The 16,999-nt window shown below is 72.4% G+C and carries 16 protein-coding genes; 9 read left to right on the top strand and 7 right to left on the bottom strand.

What is annotated here, in order from left to right; all coding sequences use genetic code 11:
- Positions 1 to 17: 17 nt before the first annotated feature.
- Together ACFHWE_RS09815 and ACFHWE_RS09810 are read right to left on the bottom strand one after the other, a co-directional pair.
- Positions 18 to 2,069 (bottom strand): hypothetical protein, encoded by a 2,052-nt coding sequence (locus ACFHWE_RS09815; protein WP_416600436.1) that lies wholly within the window; start codon positions 2,067 to 2,069, stop codon positions 18 to 20.
- A gap of 83 nt (positions 2,070 to 2,152) precedes the next feature.
- The gene (locus ACFHWE_RS09810) at positions 2,153 to 2,482 is read right to left on the bottom strand and encodes a lactococcin 972 family bacteriocin (RefSeq protein ID WP_416600435.1); all 330 of its coding nucleotides are present in this window, start codon (positions 2,480 to 2,482) and stop codon (positions 2,153 to 2,155) included.
- 693 nt (positions 2,483 to 3,175) lie between these two features.
- On the opposite strand from ACFHWE_RS09810, the gene ACFHWE_RS09805 reads away from it, so the two are divergent.
- The 3 genes from ACFHWE_RS09805 to ACFHWE_RS09795 all read left to right on the top strand — a co-directional run bounded on the left by ACFHWE_RS09805 (position 3,176) and on the right by ACFHWE_RS09795 (position 6,345).
- Positions 3,176 to 3,973 (top strand): alpha/beta fold hydrolase, encoded by a 798-nt coding sequence (locus ACFHWE_RS09805; protein ID WP_416600442.1) that lies wholly within the window; start codon positions 3,176 to 3,178, stop codon positions 3,971 to 3,973.
- A 165-nt stretch (positions 3,974 to 4,138) separates the two neighbouring features.
- Positions 4,139 to 5,275, top strand: a complete 1,137-nt coding sequence (locus ACFHWE_RS09800; RefSeq protein WP_416600433.1) for a hypothetical protein — start codon at positions 4,139 to 4,141, stop codon at positions 5,273 to 5,275.
- Between the two features lie 119 nt (positions 5,276 to 5,394).
- A complete protein-coding gene (locus ACFHWE_RS09795; protein WP_416600431.1) occupies positions 5,395 to 6,345 on the top strand; it encodes an NAD(P)/FAD-dependent oxidoreductase in 951 nt (316 codons plus the stop codon).
- Positions 6,346 to 6,507: 162 nt separating this feature from the next.
- On the opposite strand, the gene ACFHWE_RS09790 is transcribed toward ACFHWE_RS09795, so the two are convergent.
- Complete coding sequence (locus tag ACFHWE_RS09790) at positions 6,508 to 6,705, bottom strand: hypothetical protein (protein WP_416600429.1); 198 nt, start codon at positions 6,703 to 6,705, stop codon at positions 6,508 to 6,510.
- 328 nt (positions 6,706 to 7,033) lie between these two features.
- On the opposite strand from ACFHWE_RS09790, the gene ACFHWE_RS09785 reads away from it, so the two are divergent.
- Positions 7,034 to 7,684 (top strand): TetR/AcrR family transcriptional regulator, encoded by a 651-nt coding sequence (locus tag ACFHWE_RS09785; protein WP_416600427.1) that lies wholly within the window; start codon positions 7,034 to 7,036, stop codon positions 7,682 to 7,684.
- Positions 7,685 to 7,697: 13 nt separating this feature from the next.
- On the opposite strand, the gene ACFHWE_RS09780 is transcribed toward ACFHWE_RS09785, so the two are convergent.
- Positions 7,698 to 8,651: an exonuclease domain-containing protein gene (locus ACFHWE_RS09780; protein ID WP_416600425.1), complete on the bottom strand. Its 954-nt coding sequence runs from the start codon at positions 8,649 to 8,651 to the stop codon at positions 7,698 to 7,700.
- Positions 8,652 to 8,777: 126 nt separating this feature from the next.
- Between ACFHWE_RS09780 and ACFHWE_RS09775 the strand changes: the two genes are divergently transcribed.
- From ACFHWE_RS09775 to ACFHWE_RS09760, 4 genes are all read left to right on the top strand, one after another.
- Positions 8,778 to 9,716 carry a metal ABC transporter substrate-binding protein gene (locus ACFHWE_RS09775; protein WP_416600423.1) on the top strand — a complete coding sequence of 313 codons (939 nt, stop codon included), beginning with the start codon at positions 8,778 to 8,780 and terminating at the stop codon, positions 9,714 to 9,716.
- Between the two features lie 13 nt (positions 9,717 to 9,729).
- Positions 9,730 to 10,464, top strand: a complete 735-nt coding sequence (locus ACFHWE_RS09770) for a metal ABC transporter ATP-binding protein (protein WP_416600421.1) — start codon at positions 9,730 to 9,732, stop codon at positions 10,462 to 10,464.
- Positions 10,464 to 11,333: a metal ABC transporter permease gene (locus ACFHWE_RS09765; RefSeq protein ID WP_416600420.1), complete on the top strand. Its 870-nt coding sequence runs from the start codon at positions 10,464 to 10,466 to the stop codon at positions 11,331 to 11,333. Before ACFHWE_RS09770 ends, ACFHWE_RS09765 begins: the two co-directional genes overlap by 1 nt.
- 114 nt (positions 11,334 to 11,447) lie before the next feature.
- Entirely contained in the window at positions 11,448 to 12,269 is an 822-nt protein-coding gene (locus tag ACFHWE_RS09760; RefSeq protein WP_416600419.1) for an ADP-ribosylglycohydrolase family protein, read from the top strand.
- A 38-nt stretch (positions 12,270 to 12,307) separates the two neighbouring features.
- Here the strand turns inward: ACFHWE_RS09760 and ACFHWE_RS09755 are convergent, their stop codons facing one another.
- Positions 12,308 to 13,117, bottom strand: coding sequence for a thioesterase family protein (locus ACFHWE_RS09755; protein WP_416600418.1), 810 nt, complete (start codon positions 13,115 to 13,117; stop codon positions 12,308 to 12,310).
- 140 nt (positions 13,118 to 13,257) lie between these two features.
- Between ACFHWE_RS09755 and ACFHWE_RS09750 the strand changes: the two genes are divergently transcribed.
- Positions 13,258 to 14,019 (top strand): MerR family transcriptional regulator, encoded by a 762-nt coding sequence (locus tag ACFHWE_RS09750; RefSeq protein ID WP_416600416.1) that lies wholly within the window; start codon positions 13,258 to 13,260, stop codon positions 14,017 to 14,019.
- Between the two features lie 102 nt (positions 14,020 to 14,121).
- On the opposite strand, the gene ACFHWE_RS09745 is transcribed toward ACFHWE_RS09750, so the two are convergent.
- Both ACFHWE_RS09745 and ACFHWE_RS09740 read right to left on the bottom strand, forming a co-directional pair.
- Positions 14,122 to 16,209: a catalase gene (locus ACFHWE_RS09745; protein ID WP_416600414.1), complete on the bottom strand. Its 2,088-nt coding sequence runs from the start codon at positions 16,207 to 16,209 to the stop codon at positions 14,122 to 14,124.
- A gap of 188 nt (positions 16,210 to 16,397) precedes the next feature.
- On the bottom strand, positions 16,398 to 16,964 hold the full coding sequence (locus ACFHWE_RS09740) for a hypothetical protein (protein ID WP_416600412.1): 567 nt from the start codon (positions 16,962 to 16,964) through the stop codon (positions 16,398 to 16,400).
- Positions 16,965 to 16,999 lie beyond the last annotated feature (35 nt).

The following is a 16,999-nucleotide window of genomic DNA, read 5'->3' as shown; positions in this document are numbered from 1 at the left end:
CACGGCGGGGGTCCCTTTCAGGCCTGGGCGGCGCCCTCACGGACGATACGGCGGTGGAAGTGTGCGAGTACGACAGTGACGATGACGGCCATGGCCGCGGCGATGCTACAGGAGACCGCCAAGGCCCTTTGCGCCCCCAGCACGTCGAACCCGAACACCGCCCCGGCGGGGTCGGCGAACGCGTGCAGGGTGGCGGCCAGGTCCGCGGCCGCCCAGCCGACGAGGACGCCTGCCAGCACCGCCTCCACCAACAGCATCAGCCGGTGCGTGGCCGTGAACGACCATCCGCTGATGTGGCGGGCGAAGACGTGCTGGGAGCGCGCACGCGCGTAGACCAGGCACGCGGCGGTGCTGGTCATGACGAGGACGGCGGCGACCACGGCCAGGGTGACCGCGTTGATACGCAGTTCCGTGGTGGCCTGCCGGTTGGCGGTGGCCATCGAGGTGGAGACGGGTTCGACGGAGGTGACGTGGAACGACAGGCCGCGCTCGGCGACGGCGTGTTCGGCGTCGCGGCGGTCCAGGAACAGCAGGCCGCCACTCCTGGCGCTGATGGCGTACCACTCCTCCTCCAGCAGGCCGTTGGGGACGGCTAGGACGACCGGGTCCTCCACGGTCGGGCGCAGGTTCGAGGTGAGGGGGTCGTAGGTGCCGTAGGTGAAGAAGGTGCGGCCTGGCGGGTAGCCGATGACGGGAACCCGTTCCGGCGACGGGTTCCGGGAGCGGAACCCGGCCCAGGCGGCGGCCCCCTCGGCCAGTTCCCGGGCGGTGTGTGTGCCGGGGGAGGGGGTGAACACCCTCAGCACCCCGCCGCGGCCGTCGACGTCGGCGAGGACGCCTTCGCGTTCCAGGTAGGTCTCGTTGACGACCAGCACCGCCGAGCGGGCGCTGTGCCGGCCCCCGGGCAGGAGGGTGTCCAGGGGCTCCTGGAGCACCAGGACGGTGCGGCCCTGTCCGTCGGCTCGGCGCAGCCAGGGGCCGAGGAGGTCGCGGTCGGTCTCCACGAGTGCTCCGTAGTCGCCGGTGCCGCCGATGTAGAGCCGGGCCGCTCCCTGGACGCGGGTGATGTCGTCGGCGCCCACGGCATGGGCGTGCACCTTCTCCAGGGCGGTGACGGTGGCCGATGTCGCGGCCACGGCCAGGACCAGCGCGGTCAGGCGCACGGTGTACACGGCGACGGCCACGCCGCGGATCGGCATGTGTCCTTTGAGCGCGGTGGTCAGCGGGCTCCGGTACAGGAGGCCCAGGGCCAGGCCGTGAGCGGCCAGAGCCACCAGGGCCAGCGCCGCCAGGATCCACGCCGACACCGCGGCCAGGCGTTGGTACTGGGCGAGCCCGTTGTACAGCAGCAGGGCGAGAGCCGCGCAGGCGGTGAGGCAGGGCAGCAGCAGGGCCCACCACCGGCCGACCGCCGCAAGGTCCCTGCCGAGGGTCCGTGGGTAGGAATGGCCCGCCAGGCGTGCGACCGCGTAGGAGCGGGCGTTGAGCAGGACTCCGGCACCGACCGCGGTGGCCACCAGAACCGCGGTGACCGCGGCCGTCAGGGCGGTCTCGCCCCGCAACAGGTGGTCCGTCCACGGGAGCGGGGCGGGCGACCTGCCGGTGGCGGTCTCCAGACCCAGCGCCCTGAGTGCCTGTTGTACGTGTTCGGCCTCCTGGAGCGAGCCCATTCCGGCGAAACCGGTACGCAGGTCCTCGGCCTGCCATTCCTGCCAGGGGCGGACCTCGATGAGGGGTTGCGCACTGAATCCGGGGTAGCCTTCGAGCAGCCATGTGTGCAGTGGGTGGGAGGGGTCGAACGAGGCGGCGTAATAGGTGCGGTGCCCGTTGATATCGTCTCTGTCGACCTCCACCGCAGCGATCGAAAGGCCGTTTTCCCTGGCGGTTTCCTCCAGCGCTTGGGATACCTCGACCCAACTCACGGAATCGCTGTCCCGTTCGATTCTGACGTAATGGCTTCCTATGGGCGGGGTGTCGAACCTCTGGTGCATGGCGAACACCACGAGGAACCCCAGGAGGAGCGCCATGGTGATGGCGGTGGCGTGGGCGAAGACGATGATCCTGTGCATGGTCCCGGAGAAGGTGGCGGAGGGCCCTGCCGGGCACGGCCCTCCTGGCTGTGTTCAGGCGGTCCTCGTGGGAGGCGGGGGCCTCAGCACGAGGCCTCGTCGTTCCAGTAGGCCTGTTCGAGGTAGTCGCCGGTGTTGAGCAGGCCGGCCCGGGCCCACGACTTGGGGCCGCGCACGTCCCGGTCGGTGGCCACCACCGTTCCGACCTGCCTGACGGTGCGCTGGACGGTCGCCGAGTGGCACTCGGTGGGGTGGTAGTAGCGGGATTGGGCGTAGTTGCTCTCGGTTCCGTAGCGCCAGGTGCCGCCGCCCACGTACCGGGTGGTCAGTGCGGCGGCCGCGGTCGTCGTGGCGCCGATGGCGATGGCGGTGAGCAGGAGGGCGGAGAGGATGCGCTTGAAGGTGGTGGGCACTGTTGCTCCGTTCGCGTTCAAAGGACTGTCCGGAATTGAGGGGGGAATTGCCGGCACTCCTTCCGCGGGAACCCGCGGCGGCGGTCGACTTTCCTCGTTCCTTCTCGGCACAAAGAAAACTAACAGCGGCCGCACGGGATCGGCAATGGCCGGATCGCCCCTGTGGACAAGAAAAGGCATTTCATATTCCCCCAGAAATTAGATAGAATCGGGCAATCCGGATTTGTCGTCGGCATGCGGATCACCGAAAAACGGAAAACCATCGCCCTCGAACCCCGTTTGTCCAGGCGCGGCCGGCCACCGCACCGCCCCGGACCCATGGCCTGGAACCGGGCGCAAACGACATCGACCCTCCGCCGCGGACCGGCCGACGGCACCCGCCCGCCGCCCCGCGGCCGAAAGTCCGCAGTGCCGACCGGGGGAACGGGAGCGAATCCAGCCGGGAACCGAACCCGGACGCGCTTCCGTGCGTCTCTACCTTGTGCCGGGGCCGCTTCCCGGCACACCGGGCCCGAAGGACGGCGGGCCGCGGTGCACAAGGGCCGCAGGCGACGAGGGACCGCCTGCGGCCCCCGCACGCTCCGCCCGGTATCGACCGAACCGAGACAGTTCGTGCGACAGGCAATAGCATCGTGTGCCGTGGCACCTCTGACGACGAACACCGCGGGCAGCGACCGCCCGAGCACCGTCCCCGTGCGCGGGATCAGCGTCGGCTACAGCGACCGCGGCACCGGCTACCCCCTGCTGATGATCCACGGCCACCCCTTCGACCACACCATGTGGGCCCCCCAGGCGGAGTTCATGTCCGCACGCGGCTACCGGGTCATCGCCCCCGACCTGCGCGGCTACGGCACGAGCACCGTCGTTCCCGGAACCACCACGCTGGCGGTCTTCGCCCGCGACCTGGACGCCCTGCTCGACCACGCGGGCGCGGACACCGTGGGCGTGGTGGGCCTGTCCATGGGCGGCCAGGTCGCCCTGGAGCTGTACCGGCTCTTCCCCGACCGCGTCGACTCCCTCGTTCTGGCCGCCACCGACCCCCACCCCGAGACCGAGCGCCGCCGCCTGGAGCGCCGCCGCCTGGCCGCCCGGCTCAGGTCCGAGGGCATGGCAGGCTACGCCGACCGGATGCTCGTGGGCATGATGAGCGCCGACAACGTCCGCCGCAGCCCCGACACGGCCCGGCACGTGCACACCATGATGCGCGGCACCGATCCCGAGGGGGCCGCAGCGGCCCTGCTGGGCCGCGCCCTGCGGCCCGACTACGTGCCCCTGCTCAAACGGGTGTCCTGCCCGACCCTGCTCGTGGCCGGACAGCACGACACCCTCACCCCACCCGAGCTCACCGAGGCCATGCACGTGCTGGTGCCCGACTCGGTCGTGGAGATCATCGAGGGCGCCGCCCACCTGCCCAACCTGGAGCGGCCCGAGTCCTTCAACCGGGCGGTGCACCGCTTCCTGCGAGACCGCACGTGCTCCTCGGGACACTGACCCCACAGCACTCACACCAAGCAAAACAAGGACATTTCGTGGCAAGAAGCCCTTCTTGTTCGGCGCGGCGGCCATGACAGGGGGCCACCATGGGAACCACCATGGCCCGGAGGCCGACCCTTGAGAAGGAGGTGGGCGGAGCGGGGGCACACCGCTCCGCGGATCATGGACCTTGGCTTTCTGCGACCTCTCTACGAAAGCGACGCCCCGGTCGCCTCGGTACACCTGGACACCAGCCGCGAGTCCAGGGACGCCGACAAGAAGATCGAACTGCGCTGGCGCCACCTGCGTGCCACGCTGGACGCGCTCGGCGCCGACCAGGCCACGCTCAACGCCCTGGAGACGGCCATCGCGGAGCACAACTCCCGCTCCTTCGGCACGCACGGACAGGCCCTGTTCGCCTCCCAGGGCGAACTCATCTCCGCCCACACGCTCACCGAGCCCCCGGACCAGGACCGCGCCACCTGGCTGCCGGTACCCGACGCCCTGCCCGTGGCCATCGACCGCGGCCGCCACCTGCCCTACGTCGTGGTGGCGCTGGACCGCGTCAACGCCCACATCACCGCCTACCCCGCCTACCCCACCGAAGGCCCCGCCTCCGAGCAGGACCTGACCGGTGCGTCCCTGCGCGGCCTGGACGTCACCAGCCGCGGCGGCCCCGGCAACCTGGGCGGCTACAACGGGCGCTTCCCCGGCAAGCACGTCGCCCAGGAACTGTGGCGCGAGAACACCGCCAAGGTCGCCCACCACGTCCGCGAGGCCGTCGCCGACGTCGACGCCGACGTCGTGTTCGTCGGCGGCGACGACGAGGCCATCGCCTACCTGCGCGACAACCTCGGCGAGCGCAGGACCGAACTTCCGATCGTGGTCCTGCCCGGTGGACGCGGTGGAACCGACGCCGAGGAACGCCTGCACCAGGCCGCCGCCGAGGCCCTGCACCAGTTCGTCACCAGCGGCCAGGAGAGCGTGGCCGCCGACTTCCGGAGCAAGCTCGCCCACGAGCAGGCCGTGGCCGGAACCGAGCCCACCCTGCCCATGCTCTCGGAGGCGCGCGTGCGCACCCTGCTCATGGGGGCCGAACGCGGCACCGAGCCCCACCTGTGGGGCTCACGTACCGAACCCGTCCTGGTCGCCGCCCAGCGCACCGACCTGGACCACCCCGAGGCCGCCTTCCGCGCCCCGGCCAGCGCGCTCATGCTGCGCTCGGCGGTCATGACCGACTCCGACTTCACCGAACTGCTCGAGGACGGCGAGCCCACCACCGACACCGGCGCCATCCTGCGCTTCGCCGGCCCCTCCTGAGGAACACCGCCCCCGGTGTGCCGCCCCGGCAACACCGTTGCCGTACGGGCAAGAATCCGTGCGCGGGGGACGGTCCGCGGTTAGCGTGCGGTCCGAACCCACGAGGAAGGTGATGCACGGTGAGTACACGGCACGGGGTGGACGTCGCGGTCATCGGAGGCGGAGCGGCCGGGCTGAGCGCGGCCGTCACGCTGGCACGGTCCCTGCGATCGGTGGTCGTCGTGGACGGCGGCGAGCCGCGCAACGCACCCGCGGCGGGAGCACACAACGTTCTGGGCCGTGAGGGGATCGCCCCGCGCGATCTGCTCGCGGCCGGCCGCGCGGAGGCGGCCCGCTACGGGGCTCGCCTCCACGACGGCCGCGCCGTGGCCGCCCGGCGCCGTGAGGGCGCCTTCGAGGTGGACCTGGACGGCGGAGGGACCCTGCGGGCGCGGCGGATCCTGCTGGCCACGGGCCTGGTCGACGAACTACCCGACGTCCCCGGGGTCCAGGACCTGTGGGGCACCGACGTACTGCACTGCCCCTACTGCCACGGCTGGGAGGTACGCGGCCGACGCATCGGCGTCCTGGGCACCAGTGAGCTCAGCATCCACCAGGCGCTGATGTTCCGCCAGCTCAGCGAACACGTCACGCTCTTCACCCACACCATGGGCGACCCCGACGACCAGACGTGGGAGCAGATGGCGGCACTGGACGTCCAGGTCGTGGACGGCCCCGTGCGGATGCTGCGCACCGACGGCGGACGCCTCCAGGCCGTCGTCCTGGCCGACGGGCACGCGTTCCCCGTGGACGCGGTGGCCGTCGCACCCCGTTTCAGCGCCCGCACGGACCTGTACGAACAGCTCGGCGGGGCACCGGCCGACCACCCGATGGGCTCGTTCATCGCCACGGGTCCGATGGGCCGCACGGACGTGGAGGGGGTCTGGGCGGCGGGCAACGCCGCCGACCTGTCGGCGATGGTCTCCGTCTCGACCGGGGCCGGGGTGGCCGCCGCAGCGGCGATCAACGCCGACCTGGTCGCCCAGGACGCCCGAGCCGCCGTCCGTGACCGGCGCGTCGCCGCGGCCTGAGCCCGCTCGCACCTGCCCGGGACCGCGCGGTCCCGGGCAGGTGCGGCGGTCAGCCCCCGTGCAGGGACAGCGGCAGATCGCCCAGGGACGCCACCCGGTGCAGGTGGTGCGCCCCCGGTTCCAGCCCCTGTGCCAAGGGCACCGCCCACGCCGCCCACGCCGTCAGCGCCGCCGTGGCCCGCGACTGCCCGTGCCCGTGCGTGTCCAGCGCAGGTGCTCCCCGCTGCGGGCCAGCACCGTCCAGGCATCGGAGCCGGGCAGGTGCAGCCCGCTGGGCAGGCGCCGTGCGCCGGGAAGACGGGTGAGCACGGCCAGGGCCAGGGTGAGCGCCGCCGGGTCCAAGCCGAAGTAGGTGCGCACCGCCCCGGCCCAGGTCCCGGGTGAGAACGTGCTGATCAGTCAACTTGACCCGTCCTGAAGGACCGGGCTTGGAGGCGGCGCCCGACCGGCTGCCGGGTGGGCCCCTCCGTCCAGACACCCCTACGGGGCGGCAGGGACGCGTGACTCACGCCCCGCGTTCCACACGGCCTCGTCACGGTGGGCGATCACGCGGGAAGCGTTCCGGTCGGCGTGGGCAACGACCCCGCGCCCCCGGCAGGTGAAAGGGGCCTGGCCGATGAAAGTTTTTATAGTATAACTTCAATAAGATATCTGTAGTGGCACTCCAGTCAAGCCGTAGGATGCGGGCATGGACGCACACACCGTCGACGGGCGCACCGCCCGGTCCCGGGCCACCCGCACCCGGGTGGCCACCGCCGCCGCACGGCTGTTCACCGAACGCGGCTACGCCGCGACCAGCATCCAGAGCATCGCCGCCGAGGCCGGGGTGGCCGCCCAGACCGTCTACTACGCCTTCGGCACCAAGTCGGCGGTCCTCAAGCACGCCCTGGACCACGCCGTGGCGGGGGACGCCGAACCCGTGGCGACGCTGGAGCGGCCCTGGGTGCGCCGGGCCCTGGAGGCACCCGACGCCCGCGGGCAGATCCGGCTGCACGCCGCCGGTACCGCCTCGGTGATGGAGCGCGTCTCCCCCCTGTCGGAGGTCCTGCGGGGCGCGGCCGACTCCGACGACGAGCTGCGCGCGTTGTGGCACGCCAACGTCGACCAGCGCCGGACCGTGCAGCGCGCCTTCGCCGAACGGCTCCGCGAACGCGGGGCGCTGCGGCCGGAGCTGTCGGCCGAGGAGGCCGCCGACACCTGCCTGGCCCTGCTCAGCCCGGAGGTGTTCACCCTCTACACCCGCCACTGCGGCTGGAGCGTGCGGCGCTGGCGTACCTGGGCCGAGCACGGCCTGCTACGGCACCTGACCGATTTGGCCCCCGCGCCGGAGCAGGGGTGAACGGCTCCGCCGCTCAGCCGCCGCCCAGGCCCAGGCGGGCCAGCAGTTCAGCCTCGGTGATGATGTCGATGCGCTGCCCGCGCTCGCGGTAGGCCTGTGCCCGCAGGTGCTTGGCCGTCTTGCCGGGGCCGCCGTGGGCTCCCACCACGAGCACGTCGGTCTTCCTCGTGACGTTCTTGGCGGGCCGTCCGCCCGCTTCGGCCACGCGCCGCCACACCTGCGGCTTGTCCATGGCGGCCAGGTCCCCGGACACGCACACGACCCTGCCGAACAGGGGGCCGCGGGGGTCGGCGTCGGGGCAGGGGGCGGGCAGCACGGCGCGGGCGTGGCTCTGCCAGCGCTCGAAGTCCCCGGCCGGGGCGGGGGCCGCCGCCGGCGCGGGTGCGGCCGGGGCCGCCGCCTCCAGGCGTGCCATCGGTGTCCCGCTGGCCTGGGTCAGCTCCTCCAGGCAACCGGTGCCGTAGCGGCCCATGGCCGCGACCACGATGCGGGCGCACGCCTCGGCGTCGTGGTCGGCGCGGTGGTGGCGGCGTATACGGTGCCCGATGTGGGAGCACACCGTCGGCAGGCGGTGGTCGCCCAGCTCCGGCCAGGCGCGGCGCGCCAGGGCGAGCGTGCACACGTACTCCAGCTCCGGCCGCCCCGTACCCGTGTGGGCGCACGCGCCGCGCACCACCCCCATGTCGAAGGCGGCGTTGTGGGCCACTAGCACACCGCCGTCGACGAAGTCCAGGACGTCGCGCCACACCTGCTCCCAGCCGGGGGCACCGGTGACGTCGGCGGCGGTGATCCCGTGGACCGCGGTGTTGCGGGCGGAGAAGCGCGAGACCGGTTCCGGTGGGCGGATCAGCGTGGCGAAGCGCTCTACCGGCACACCGTCGGCCACGCGCACGAGCCCGACCGCGCAGGCGCTGCCCCTGTCCTGGTTGGCGGTCTCGAAGTCGATCGCGGTCCAGGTGCGCGGCACCGAGCACCTCCTGTGCGTCGTTCGGGGACGGGAACCCGTCGCAGACTACCGCTCCGCGAACGCCCGGACGCCCCGCTCCCCGCAACCGGACCTCAAGTTAGGGGTACATGTGATAAAAAGTTAGGCATGGCGAACTTCAGAGGTCACCTCCCCTCACAACCACGGCCGGCGGTGCTTGGGGCCGCCGCGCTCAGCCTCACCCTCACCGCCTGCGCCACCTCCGCCGCCCCCGCGGCCGACGATGACCGCCCCCTGGTCCTGACCACCTTCACCGTCATCGCCGACATGGTCCGCAACGTCGCCGACGACCGCGTCCAGGTCGCCTCCATCACCCGCCCCGGCGCCGACATCCACCTCTACGAACCCACCCCCGACGACCTCGTCCGCGGCCAGGACGCCGACCTCATCATCGAGAACGGCATGGGCCTGGAGGCCTGGTTCCGCCAGTTCACCGAACGCCTGGACGCCCCCACCGCACGCATCAGCGACGGCATCGACCCCCTGCCCATCACCTCCGGCGACTACGAGGGCGAGCCCAACCCCCACGCCTGGATGTCACCCGACAACGCCCTGGTCTACGTCGACAACGTCCGCGACGCCCTCACCGAACTCGACCCCGAGGGCCGCGACACCTACGCGCAGGCCGCCGCCGACTACCGGGAGCGGATCGAGGAGGTCGGCGCCTACCTCGACACCCGCCTGGCCGACGTCCCCGACACCAGTCGCGCCCTGGTCACCTGCGAGGGCGCCTTCTCCTACCTGGCGCGCGACGCCGACCTGACCGAGATGTACCTGTGGCCGGTCAACTCCGAGGGCGAGGCCACCCCCCAGCAGACCGCCGCCGTCACCGAGTTCGTCCGCGACAACGAGGTGCCCGCCCTCTTCTGCGAGTCCACCGTCAACGACTCCACCCAGCGCTCGGTGGCCCGCGAAAGCGGCGCACGGATGGGCGAGACCCTCTACGTGGACTCCCTCTCCGACCCCGACGGACCCGTCCCCACCTACCTCGACCTGATCCGCCACGACGCCGAAGCCATCGTCGACGGCCTCACCGGCACACCCTGACAAGGAGCCGCCCATGACACCCGCCATCGAGGTCACCGACGCCACCGTCCGCTACGGCGACGTCCTCGCTCTGGACGGCGTCAGCCTCACCGTCCCCCGGGGCCGGGTCTGCGGCCTGCTCGGCACCAACGGCTCGGGCAAGTCCACCCTGTTCAAGACCGTCCTGGGCCTGGTGCGCACCGACCGCGGCCGCGTCCGCGTCCTGGGCCGCTCCAGCGCCGCCGCCCGCCGCGCCGGCCTCATCGGCTACGTCCCCCAGTCCGAACAGGTCGACTGGTCCTTCCCCGTGCGCGTGCGCGACGTCGTCATGATGGGCCGCTACGGCCGCATGGGACCGCGCCGCCGCCCCCGCCCCGACGACCGCCGCGCCGTGGAGGCCGCCCTGGAGCGCACCGGCCTGTCCGACCTGGCCGAACGCCGCATCGGCGCCCTCTCCGGAGGCCAGCGCAAACGCGCCTTCGTCGCCCGCGCCCTCGCCCAGGAGGCCGACGTCCTGCTGCTCGACGAACCCTTCGCCGGCGTCGACCGCCGCTCGGAGGAGACCATCGCCGACCTGCTGCGCTCCCTGCCCGCCGAGGACACCACCCTGCTGGTGTCCACCCACGACCTCGCCCAGGTCCCCCGCCTGTGCGACGACGCGCTCCTCCTGCAACAGCGCGTCCTGGCCCACGGCACCCCCGACCACGTCCTGCGCCCCGAGGTCCTCATGGAGGCCTTCGGAGTCCGAACCGCGCCGGAAGCCGCCTGATGGACACCCTCACCGCGCTCGTACAGTGGTTCGCCCAACCCCTGCAGTTCGAGTTCATGCGGCGCGCCCTGCTCGTGGCCGTCGTCGCCGGAGTGGCCTGCGCCGTCCTCTCCTGCTGGCTCACCCTGGTCGGCTGGTCCCTCATGGGCGACGCCGTCTCCCACGCCGTCCTACCCGGCGTGGTCCTGTCCTACCTGTTCGGGCTGCCCTTCGCCGTGGGAGCCCTGGTCTTCGGCTCCGGCTCGGTCGCCCTCATCAGCATCGTGAACCGCACCTCCCGCGTCAAGGAGGACGCCGTCATCGGCGTGGTGTTCACCGCCATGTTCGCCCTCGGCCTCGTCCTGGTCTCCCGCGTCCCCAGCCAGACCGACCTGTCCCACATCCTCTTCGGCAACGTCCTGGGCGTCTCCGACACCGACATCCGCCAGATCCTCGTCCTGGCGGCGGTCGTGCTCGCCGTGGCCTGGTACAAGCACCGCGACCTCACCCTGTACGCTTTCGACCCCGTCCACGCCCACGCCCTGGGCATCAGCCCGCGCCTGATGGAGACCCTCCTGCTGGGAATGCTCTCGGTCACCGTCGTCGTGGCCCTTCAGGCGGTCGGCATCATCCTGGTCGTGGCCATGGTCATCATCCCCGGCGCCACCGCCTACCTGCTCACCGACAGGTTCGAGCGCATGCTCGCCCTGGCCGCCGCCGTGGCAGCGGCCGCCGCGGTGGCCGGTGTCTACGCCAGCTTCCACCTCAACGTCTCCACCGGCGGGTCCATCGTGCTCGCCCAGGCGTCGGCGTTCGTCCTCGCCTACCTGCTGGCCCCCCGCCAGGGCGTGCTCCGGCGGAGGCGGCGCCCGGCCCGCGCCGCCCTCTGACCCCGCCGCGCCCGCGACAGCGGCCGATCCCGCCGCTGGGCGGTACTACCCTTGTGTCCTTCGCACTCCACGCCCTGCCCCGCGTGCTCATCCGACGCAAGGAAAGGGGACCGGGTGAAGGAACGGATCGAACAGGCGGTGCGCAGTCTGCGCGGCCTCGCCCTGGGCGAGGCCTACGGGCACCGGCGCTCTCGTACCGACGACGGGGAGCGGGGGGCCGACGCCGGGCACCGGACGCAGGAGGGGCCCTGGCCCTGGAGCGACGGCACCGCCACGGCGCTGTCGGTGCTCTCCTGCCTGGCCGAACACGGCCGCACCGACCGGGAGCACCTGGCCGCCGTCCTGGCAGCCGGCGGCCAGGACGGCGAGGAACCCCACGGCAGCGGGGCCGCGGTGCGCGTCGCGCCCCTGGGCGCCTACTTCGCCGACGACCTGGACCGGGTCCCCGCCGAGGCCGCCCGCTGCGCGGTGGTCACCCACACCCGCCCCGAGGCCGTGGCCGGTGCGGTCGCCGTCGCGCTGGCCGCCGCCCTGGCCGCGGCCGGAGGCGACCGCCCCGCCCCCGGCCGCCCGTCCTTCCTCGACCAGGTCTCCGAACGGCTCGAACCCTCCGAGGTGCGCTCGGGGCTGCGCCGCGCCGCGCGCCTGCCCGCCAGCACCGCGCCCGAGCAGGCCGCCCGGGCGCTGGGCGGGGGCGCGGACCTGTCGGCGCCCGGCACCGTCCCCTTCGCCCTGTGGTGCGCCGCCGAGGGCCTGGACGACCCGGCGGGCACGCTGCGCCGCGCGGTGGCCGGTACGCGGTCCCCTGCCGCTGCCGGTGCGATCGCCGGGGGAGTGGCCGCTGCCCGCTCCGGCGTCGCGGGCGTCCCGCAGGGCTGGCGGCAGGCGTGTGAGGGCCTGCCCGCCTGGGTCGAGGCCCTGTCCCCGGCCCGGTAGGGCGCGGGGAGCGGACCGCGGCCCCTCCCGCGGTCCGCCTACAGCAGGATCGCCAGTTGGCGGGCCTGTGCCACCAGTACGCCCGTGCTGTCCCAGATCTCCATGTCCTCCTCGTGGAACCCGCCGTCCACGTGCCGTGTGAAGGCCCGGCAGGCCAACCACCCCGGAGCGGGTCGGGCCCGCACGTGCGTGGTCAGCTCCACGGTCACGGTGTTGTACGCGCCGATCTGGGTGACCGCCGGGACGGCGAAGTCCGCCATCGCGGGCAGGGCGTGCACGTCGGCCCGGCGACCATCGGCGAAGCGCATCCAGAACTCCATGTGCGGGTCCGCGTCGGTGCGCCCGTCCAGGAAGGCGGGGCGCTCCGGGTAGCGGTACTCGACCCGCAGTCCGATGGTGTTGGGCCCCACGTCGGCGAACTCCCGCACGTGCGCGCACTCCTGCGGCGCGGGCAGCTCCGGCGGCCCCTGCGTGTGCAGCCGCCGCCCCTGGCCGGGGGAGAGGTCGCCGTAGGTGGCGGTGGCGCGCACGACCTCCTTGCCGCCCTGGGACAGGGCCACCTGGCCGGTGGCGGTACGGCGGCCCTCGCGGAGGGTCTCGGTGCGGATCTCGGCCGGCCCCGGGGCGGCCGGCCGCAGGTAGAACGCCGACACCACCAGCGGGTCGGGCTGGCTGAGGCTCTGGCGCAGGGCGTTCAGCGCGGTGGCGAGCACGTACCCGCCGTTGGGGTGGGTGGTGAACGTGGTCCAGCCATCGGTGAGCGCGGCTGTGAAGACGCCGTCGGTGTCCTTCTCGACGCGGGTGTCGCGGTCGAACTCGAAGCCGTCGGCAGTGGGGTCAAGGCTCATGAACGTATATTACCGACCGGTCAGAATGTCGGGTGTCCCACCGCACCCGACCCGCCCGCCTTGACCCTGACGCCGCGTCAGCCCCTAGCGTCGTAACCGCGCCGCAGCGGGCGGCCGGACCAGGGGAGAGGAAGACACCGATGGGGCACACCGTGGGCGAGGCCGCCCGCCTGAGCGGCCAGACCGTGCGCACCCTCCACCACTACGACCGCATCGGCCTGCTCACACCGGCCGGGCGCACCCCCTCCGGCTACCGCAACTACAGCGACGCCGACCTGGAGCGGCTCCGCCAGATCATCACCTACCGCGAGCTCGGGTTCGCCCTGGAGGAGATCGCCGCCCTGCTCGACGACCCCGACGCCGACACCCGCACCCACCTGGCGCGCCAGCACCGCCTGGTCACCGAACGCATCGACCGCCTGCGCGCCGTCGCACGCAGCCTGGAACACCTCATGGAGGCCGACACCATGGACCTGGACCTGACCGCCGCCCAGCGCCTCGAACTCTTCGGCGGCTTCGACGTGGAGGCCCACACCGAACAGGCCCGCGGCCGCTGGGGCCGCACCCCCGCCTGGGATCAGTCCCGGCACCGCACCGGCTCCCACACCGCGCGGGACTGGCAGCGCATCAAGGACGAGTCCGACCGGATCTACCGCGCCCTGGCCCGCGCCATGGACGAGGGCGCACCCGCCGACGGCCCCGCCGCCACGGACCTGGCCCAAGCCCACCGCGACCACATCACCCGCTGGTTCTACGAGTGCACCCCGGAGATCCACCGGGGGCTGGGGCGGATGTACGTGGAGGACCCGCGCTTCACCGCCACCCTGGACGCCTACGGCCAAGGGCTGTCCGCCTACCTGTGCGCAGCCTTCGCCGCCAACGCCGACCGCCGCGAGCCCTGAACCGGTCTGCGGTCAGAGCCGGAGGGCCGCCAGCCACACGTCCCGGTGCTCCTCCACGTAGGCCGCCACCGGAGCCCCTCCCGTGGTCGGGAGGGGCGGGTATCAGGCACCGACGCCGTCCGTGGGCCGGTCCCAGTGGCGGTGCAGGCCGATGAGCCGGGCGAACTCCTCGGTGAGTTCGTGGCCGGCGTCGGAGGATCGCACCACGCCGTGGGTGCTGTCCGTTCTCTGGACGGGGCGCGACAGCGACTCGGGCACCCCGGGGCCGTCGAGCAGTGCGGCTCCGGCGCCGATCGCGGCGATCGCTTTGTGGTGCTTGTACGCCTCCAGGACGAAGTGCCGGGCCGCGCCGTCCGCGGTGAGCGCCTCGACCTCGCCGCCGGGGATCGCGACGGCGTCGTAGAGCACCGACGACACGGTGGTGTGGGCGCGGTCCACCTGCAGGGTTTCGCCGTCGCGGGTACGTACCTCCCCGTCCAGTGGCGCAAGCATCTCCACGACGGCTCCCCGGGCCGTGAGGGAGTCGCGCAGCGCCTCGGCGGCCGCTCCGTCCACTCCGTGGGCGACCAGGACCGCGACCTGGCGTCCGGTCAGGGCGCCGAAGGCGGTGTTGGCCTGGCTGAGGGCGGGTGAGGCGGGGGTGGGGCCGGTGGCGGCCGCGGGTTCCTGGGGCGGCTCCACCCCTATGCCCTCGGCGACGTCAGCGGCAAGGGCGTGGTCGACGTTGACCAGGTTGGCGACCACGCGTCGGCGCACCCCGAGCTCCTCGCACTTGCCGAGTTCGAAGCGGAAGGCGGCGACGAGGTGGTCGCGTTCCCAGTCGGAGAGGCTGTTGAGGAACAGCCGCGCCTGGGAGTAGTGGTCCTGGAAGCTCTCCGCGCGCTGCCGGATCTTGCGGCCCTCCACCTTCTCCGTGTAATGCCGGTAGACATTCTCGTCCGCAAGGGCCGGGCAGCCGCCGCCCAGGGAGTTGGGGAAGTAGGAGGTCCGCCCGCGGTGCACTCGGTGCTGGGCGAACCCGTCGCGCTGGTTGTTGCTCACCTGCGCCACCGGTCGGTTGACCGGTATCTGCTGGAAGTTGGAGCCGCCCAGGCGCAGCAGCTGCGTGTCCAGATAGGAGAAGTTGCGGGCTTGGAGCAGGGGGTCGTTGGTGAAGTCGATGCCCGGGACCACGTTGGCCGTGTGGAAGGCGACCTGCTCGGTCTCGGCGAAGAAGTTGTCCGGGTTGCGGTTCAGGACCAGTTTCCCGATCGGCCTGACCGGGACTTCCTCTTCGGGGATGATCTTCGTGGCGTCCAGCAGGTCGAAGGCGAAGCGGTGCTCGTCCTCCTCGGGGACCAGTTGGACGCCCAGCTCCCATTCGGGGTACTGGCCGCGTTCGATGGCCTCCCACAGGTCGCGGCGATTGTAGTCGGGGTCCTTGCCCTGGATGCGCTGGGCCTCGTCCCAGACCAGCGAGTGCGTGCCGAGCAGGGGCGTCCAGTGGAACTTGACGAAGGTGCCCCGGCCCTGGGCGTTGACGAATCGGAAGGTGTGGACTCCGAAGCCCTGCATGGTCCGGTAGCTGCGCGGGATCGCGCGGTCGGACATCAGCCACATCATCATGTGGGTGGTCTCCGGTTGCAGGCCCACGAAGTCCCACAGGGTGTCGTGGGCGGACTGGGCCTGCGGGATCTCGTTGTGCGGCTCCGGTTTGACCGCGTGCACGAAGTCCGGGAACTTGATGCCGTCCTGGATGAAGAAGACCGGCATGTTGTTGCCGACGAGGTCGTAGTTGCCCTGAGCGGTGTAGAACTTGACCGCGAAGCCCCGGACGTCGCGCACCGTGTCCGCCGAACCGCGCGAGCCCGCCACGGTGGAGAAGCGGACGAAGACCGGTGTGGTGACGTCGGGGCCGCTCAGAAAGTGCGCGGACGTCACGTCGGACAGGTCCTCGTAGGGCGTGAAGTGGCCGTAGGCGCCCGCTCCCCTGGCGTGCACGACCCTCTCCGGGATGCGCTCGTGGTCGAAGTGGGTGATCTTCTCCCGGGCGTGGAAGTCCTCCAGCAGGGTCGGACCGCGCTCTCCGACGCTCAACGCGTTGTCGGTGTCCTCGACACGGACACCGGTGTCGGTGGTGAGGGGGCCCGTCGAGTCGGTCCGGGATGCTTCCAGGAGCCGGTTCTTGGCGTCCTGCTCTTTGTCGGTCATGGCCGAGCCTCCGAATCACGGAAAGCGATGATTGATTACTTTCGGTGTTCACACTGACCGCTCGGGCACGGCTGCAAACCTGGTGCACCGAGAATTGACCCGCTCCGGCCCTGATCGGTTCCCGGCGGCGCTCGCCCCCGGCTTCGACCGCGGGCGAGCGGCCTCTCCTTCCGGGGTGCCCCTCTCCCTCAGCGCGGCGGGGCGGAGCGTGCCAGGGCGAGGACATCGTCGAAGGACGATACGTGTCGGCACTGGTCCTCGGTGAGGCGGTTGATGAGGGCGCGGGCGCGTTGGGCCTGCGCGGTGGTGGGCAGTTCTCCGGCGTGCAGGCCGGGCAGGGCGAGTTCGAACCCGCACACCGCCCGCACGGAGTGGCGGTGCGGTGTGCGGCTCACCGCCCACGCCACGTGCAGGGCGTGTTCGCTGCCCGCAGGGACGGCGGGCCGGTCGCTCTCGCGGGCGGCGAAGCGCAGCCCGTCGGCCCCGTCGCAGGGCGGGCAGCCCCGCTTCCCCGATCCGAGGGGGCGTGTGCACGCCGGGCACTCCAGCCGGGCCAGGGCGGCCTCGACCACACGCCATTCGAACTGGTCGGGGTGCCCGGCGACCAGGTCGGCCAGGTCGGCTTCGTCGGCGGTACCGGGGCGGGCCTGCCACTGCGCGCACGTGTGCGCCCAGGCGACGCCGATCTCCCGGGTGATGAGGTCCAGGGTATGGGCCAGGCGCGGGCCGCGCCGGTTCCGCCGGTCACCGTCCATGGTGTGCATGGTAACCGGCGGCCGGCGGAGCGGCG

It is taken from the genome of Nocardiopsis sp. LOL_012, from assembly GCF_048060475.1.
Classification (GTDB): Bacteria; Actinomycetota; Actinomycetes; order Streptosporangiales; family Streptosporangiaceae; genus Nocardiopsis.
The sequence above is the reverse complement of the archived record's forward strand: the minus strand, read 5'-3'. Positions and strand labels throughout refer to the sequence as shown.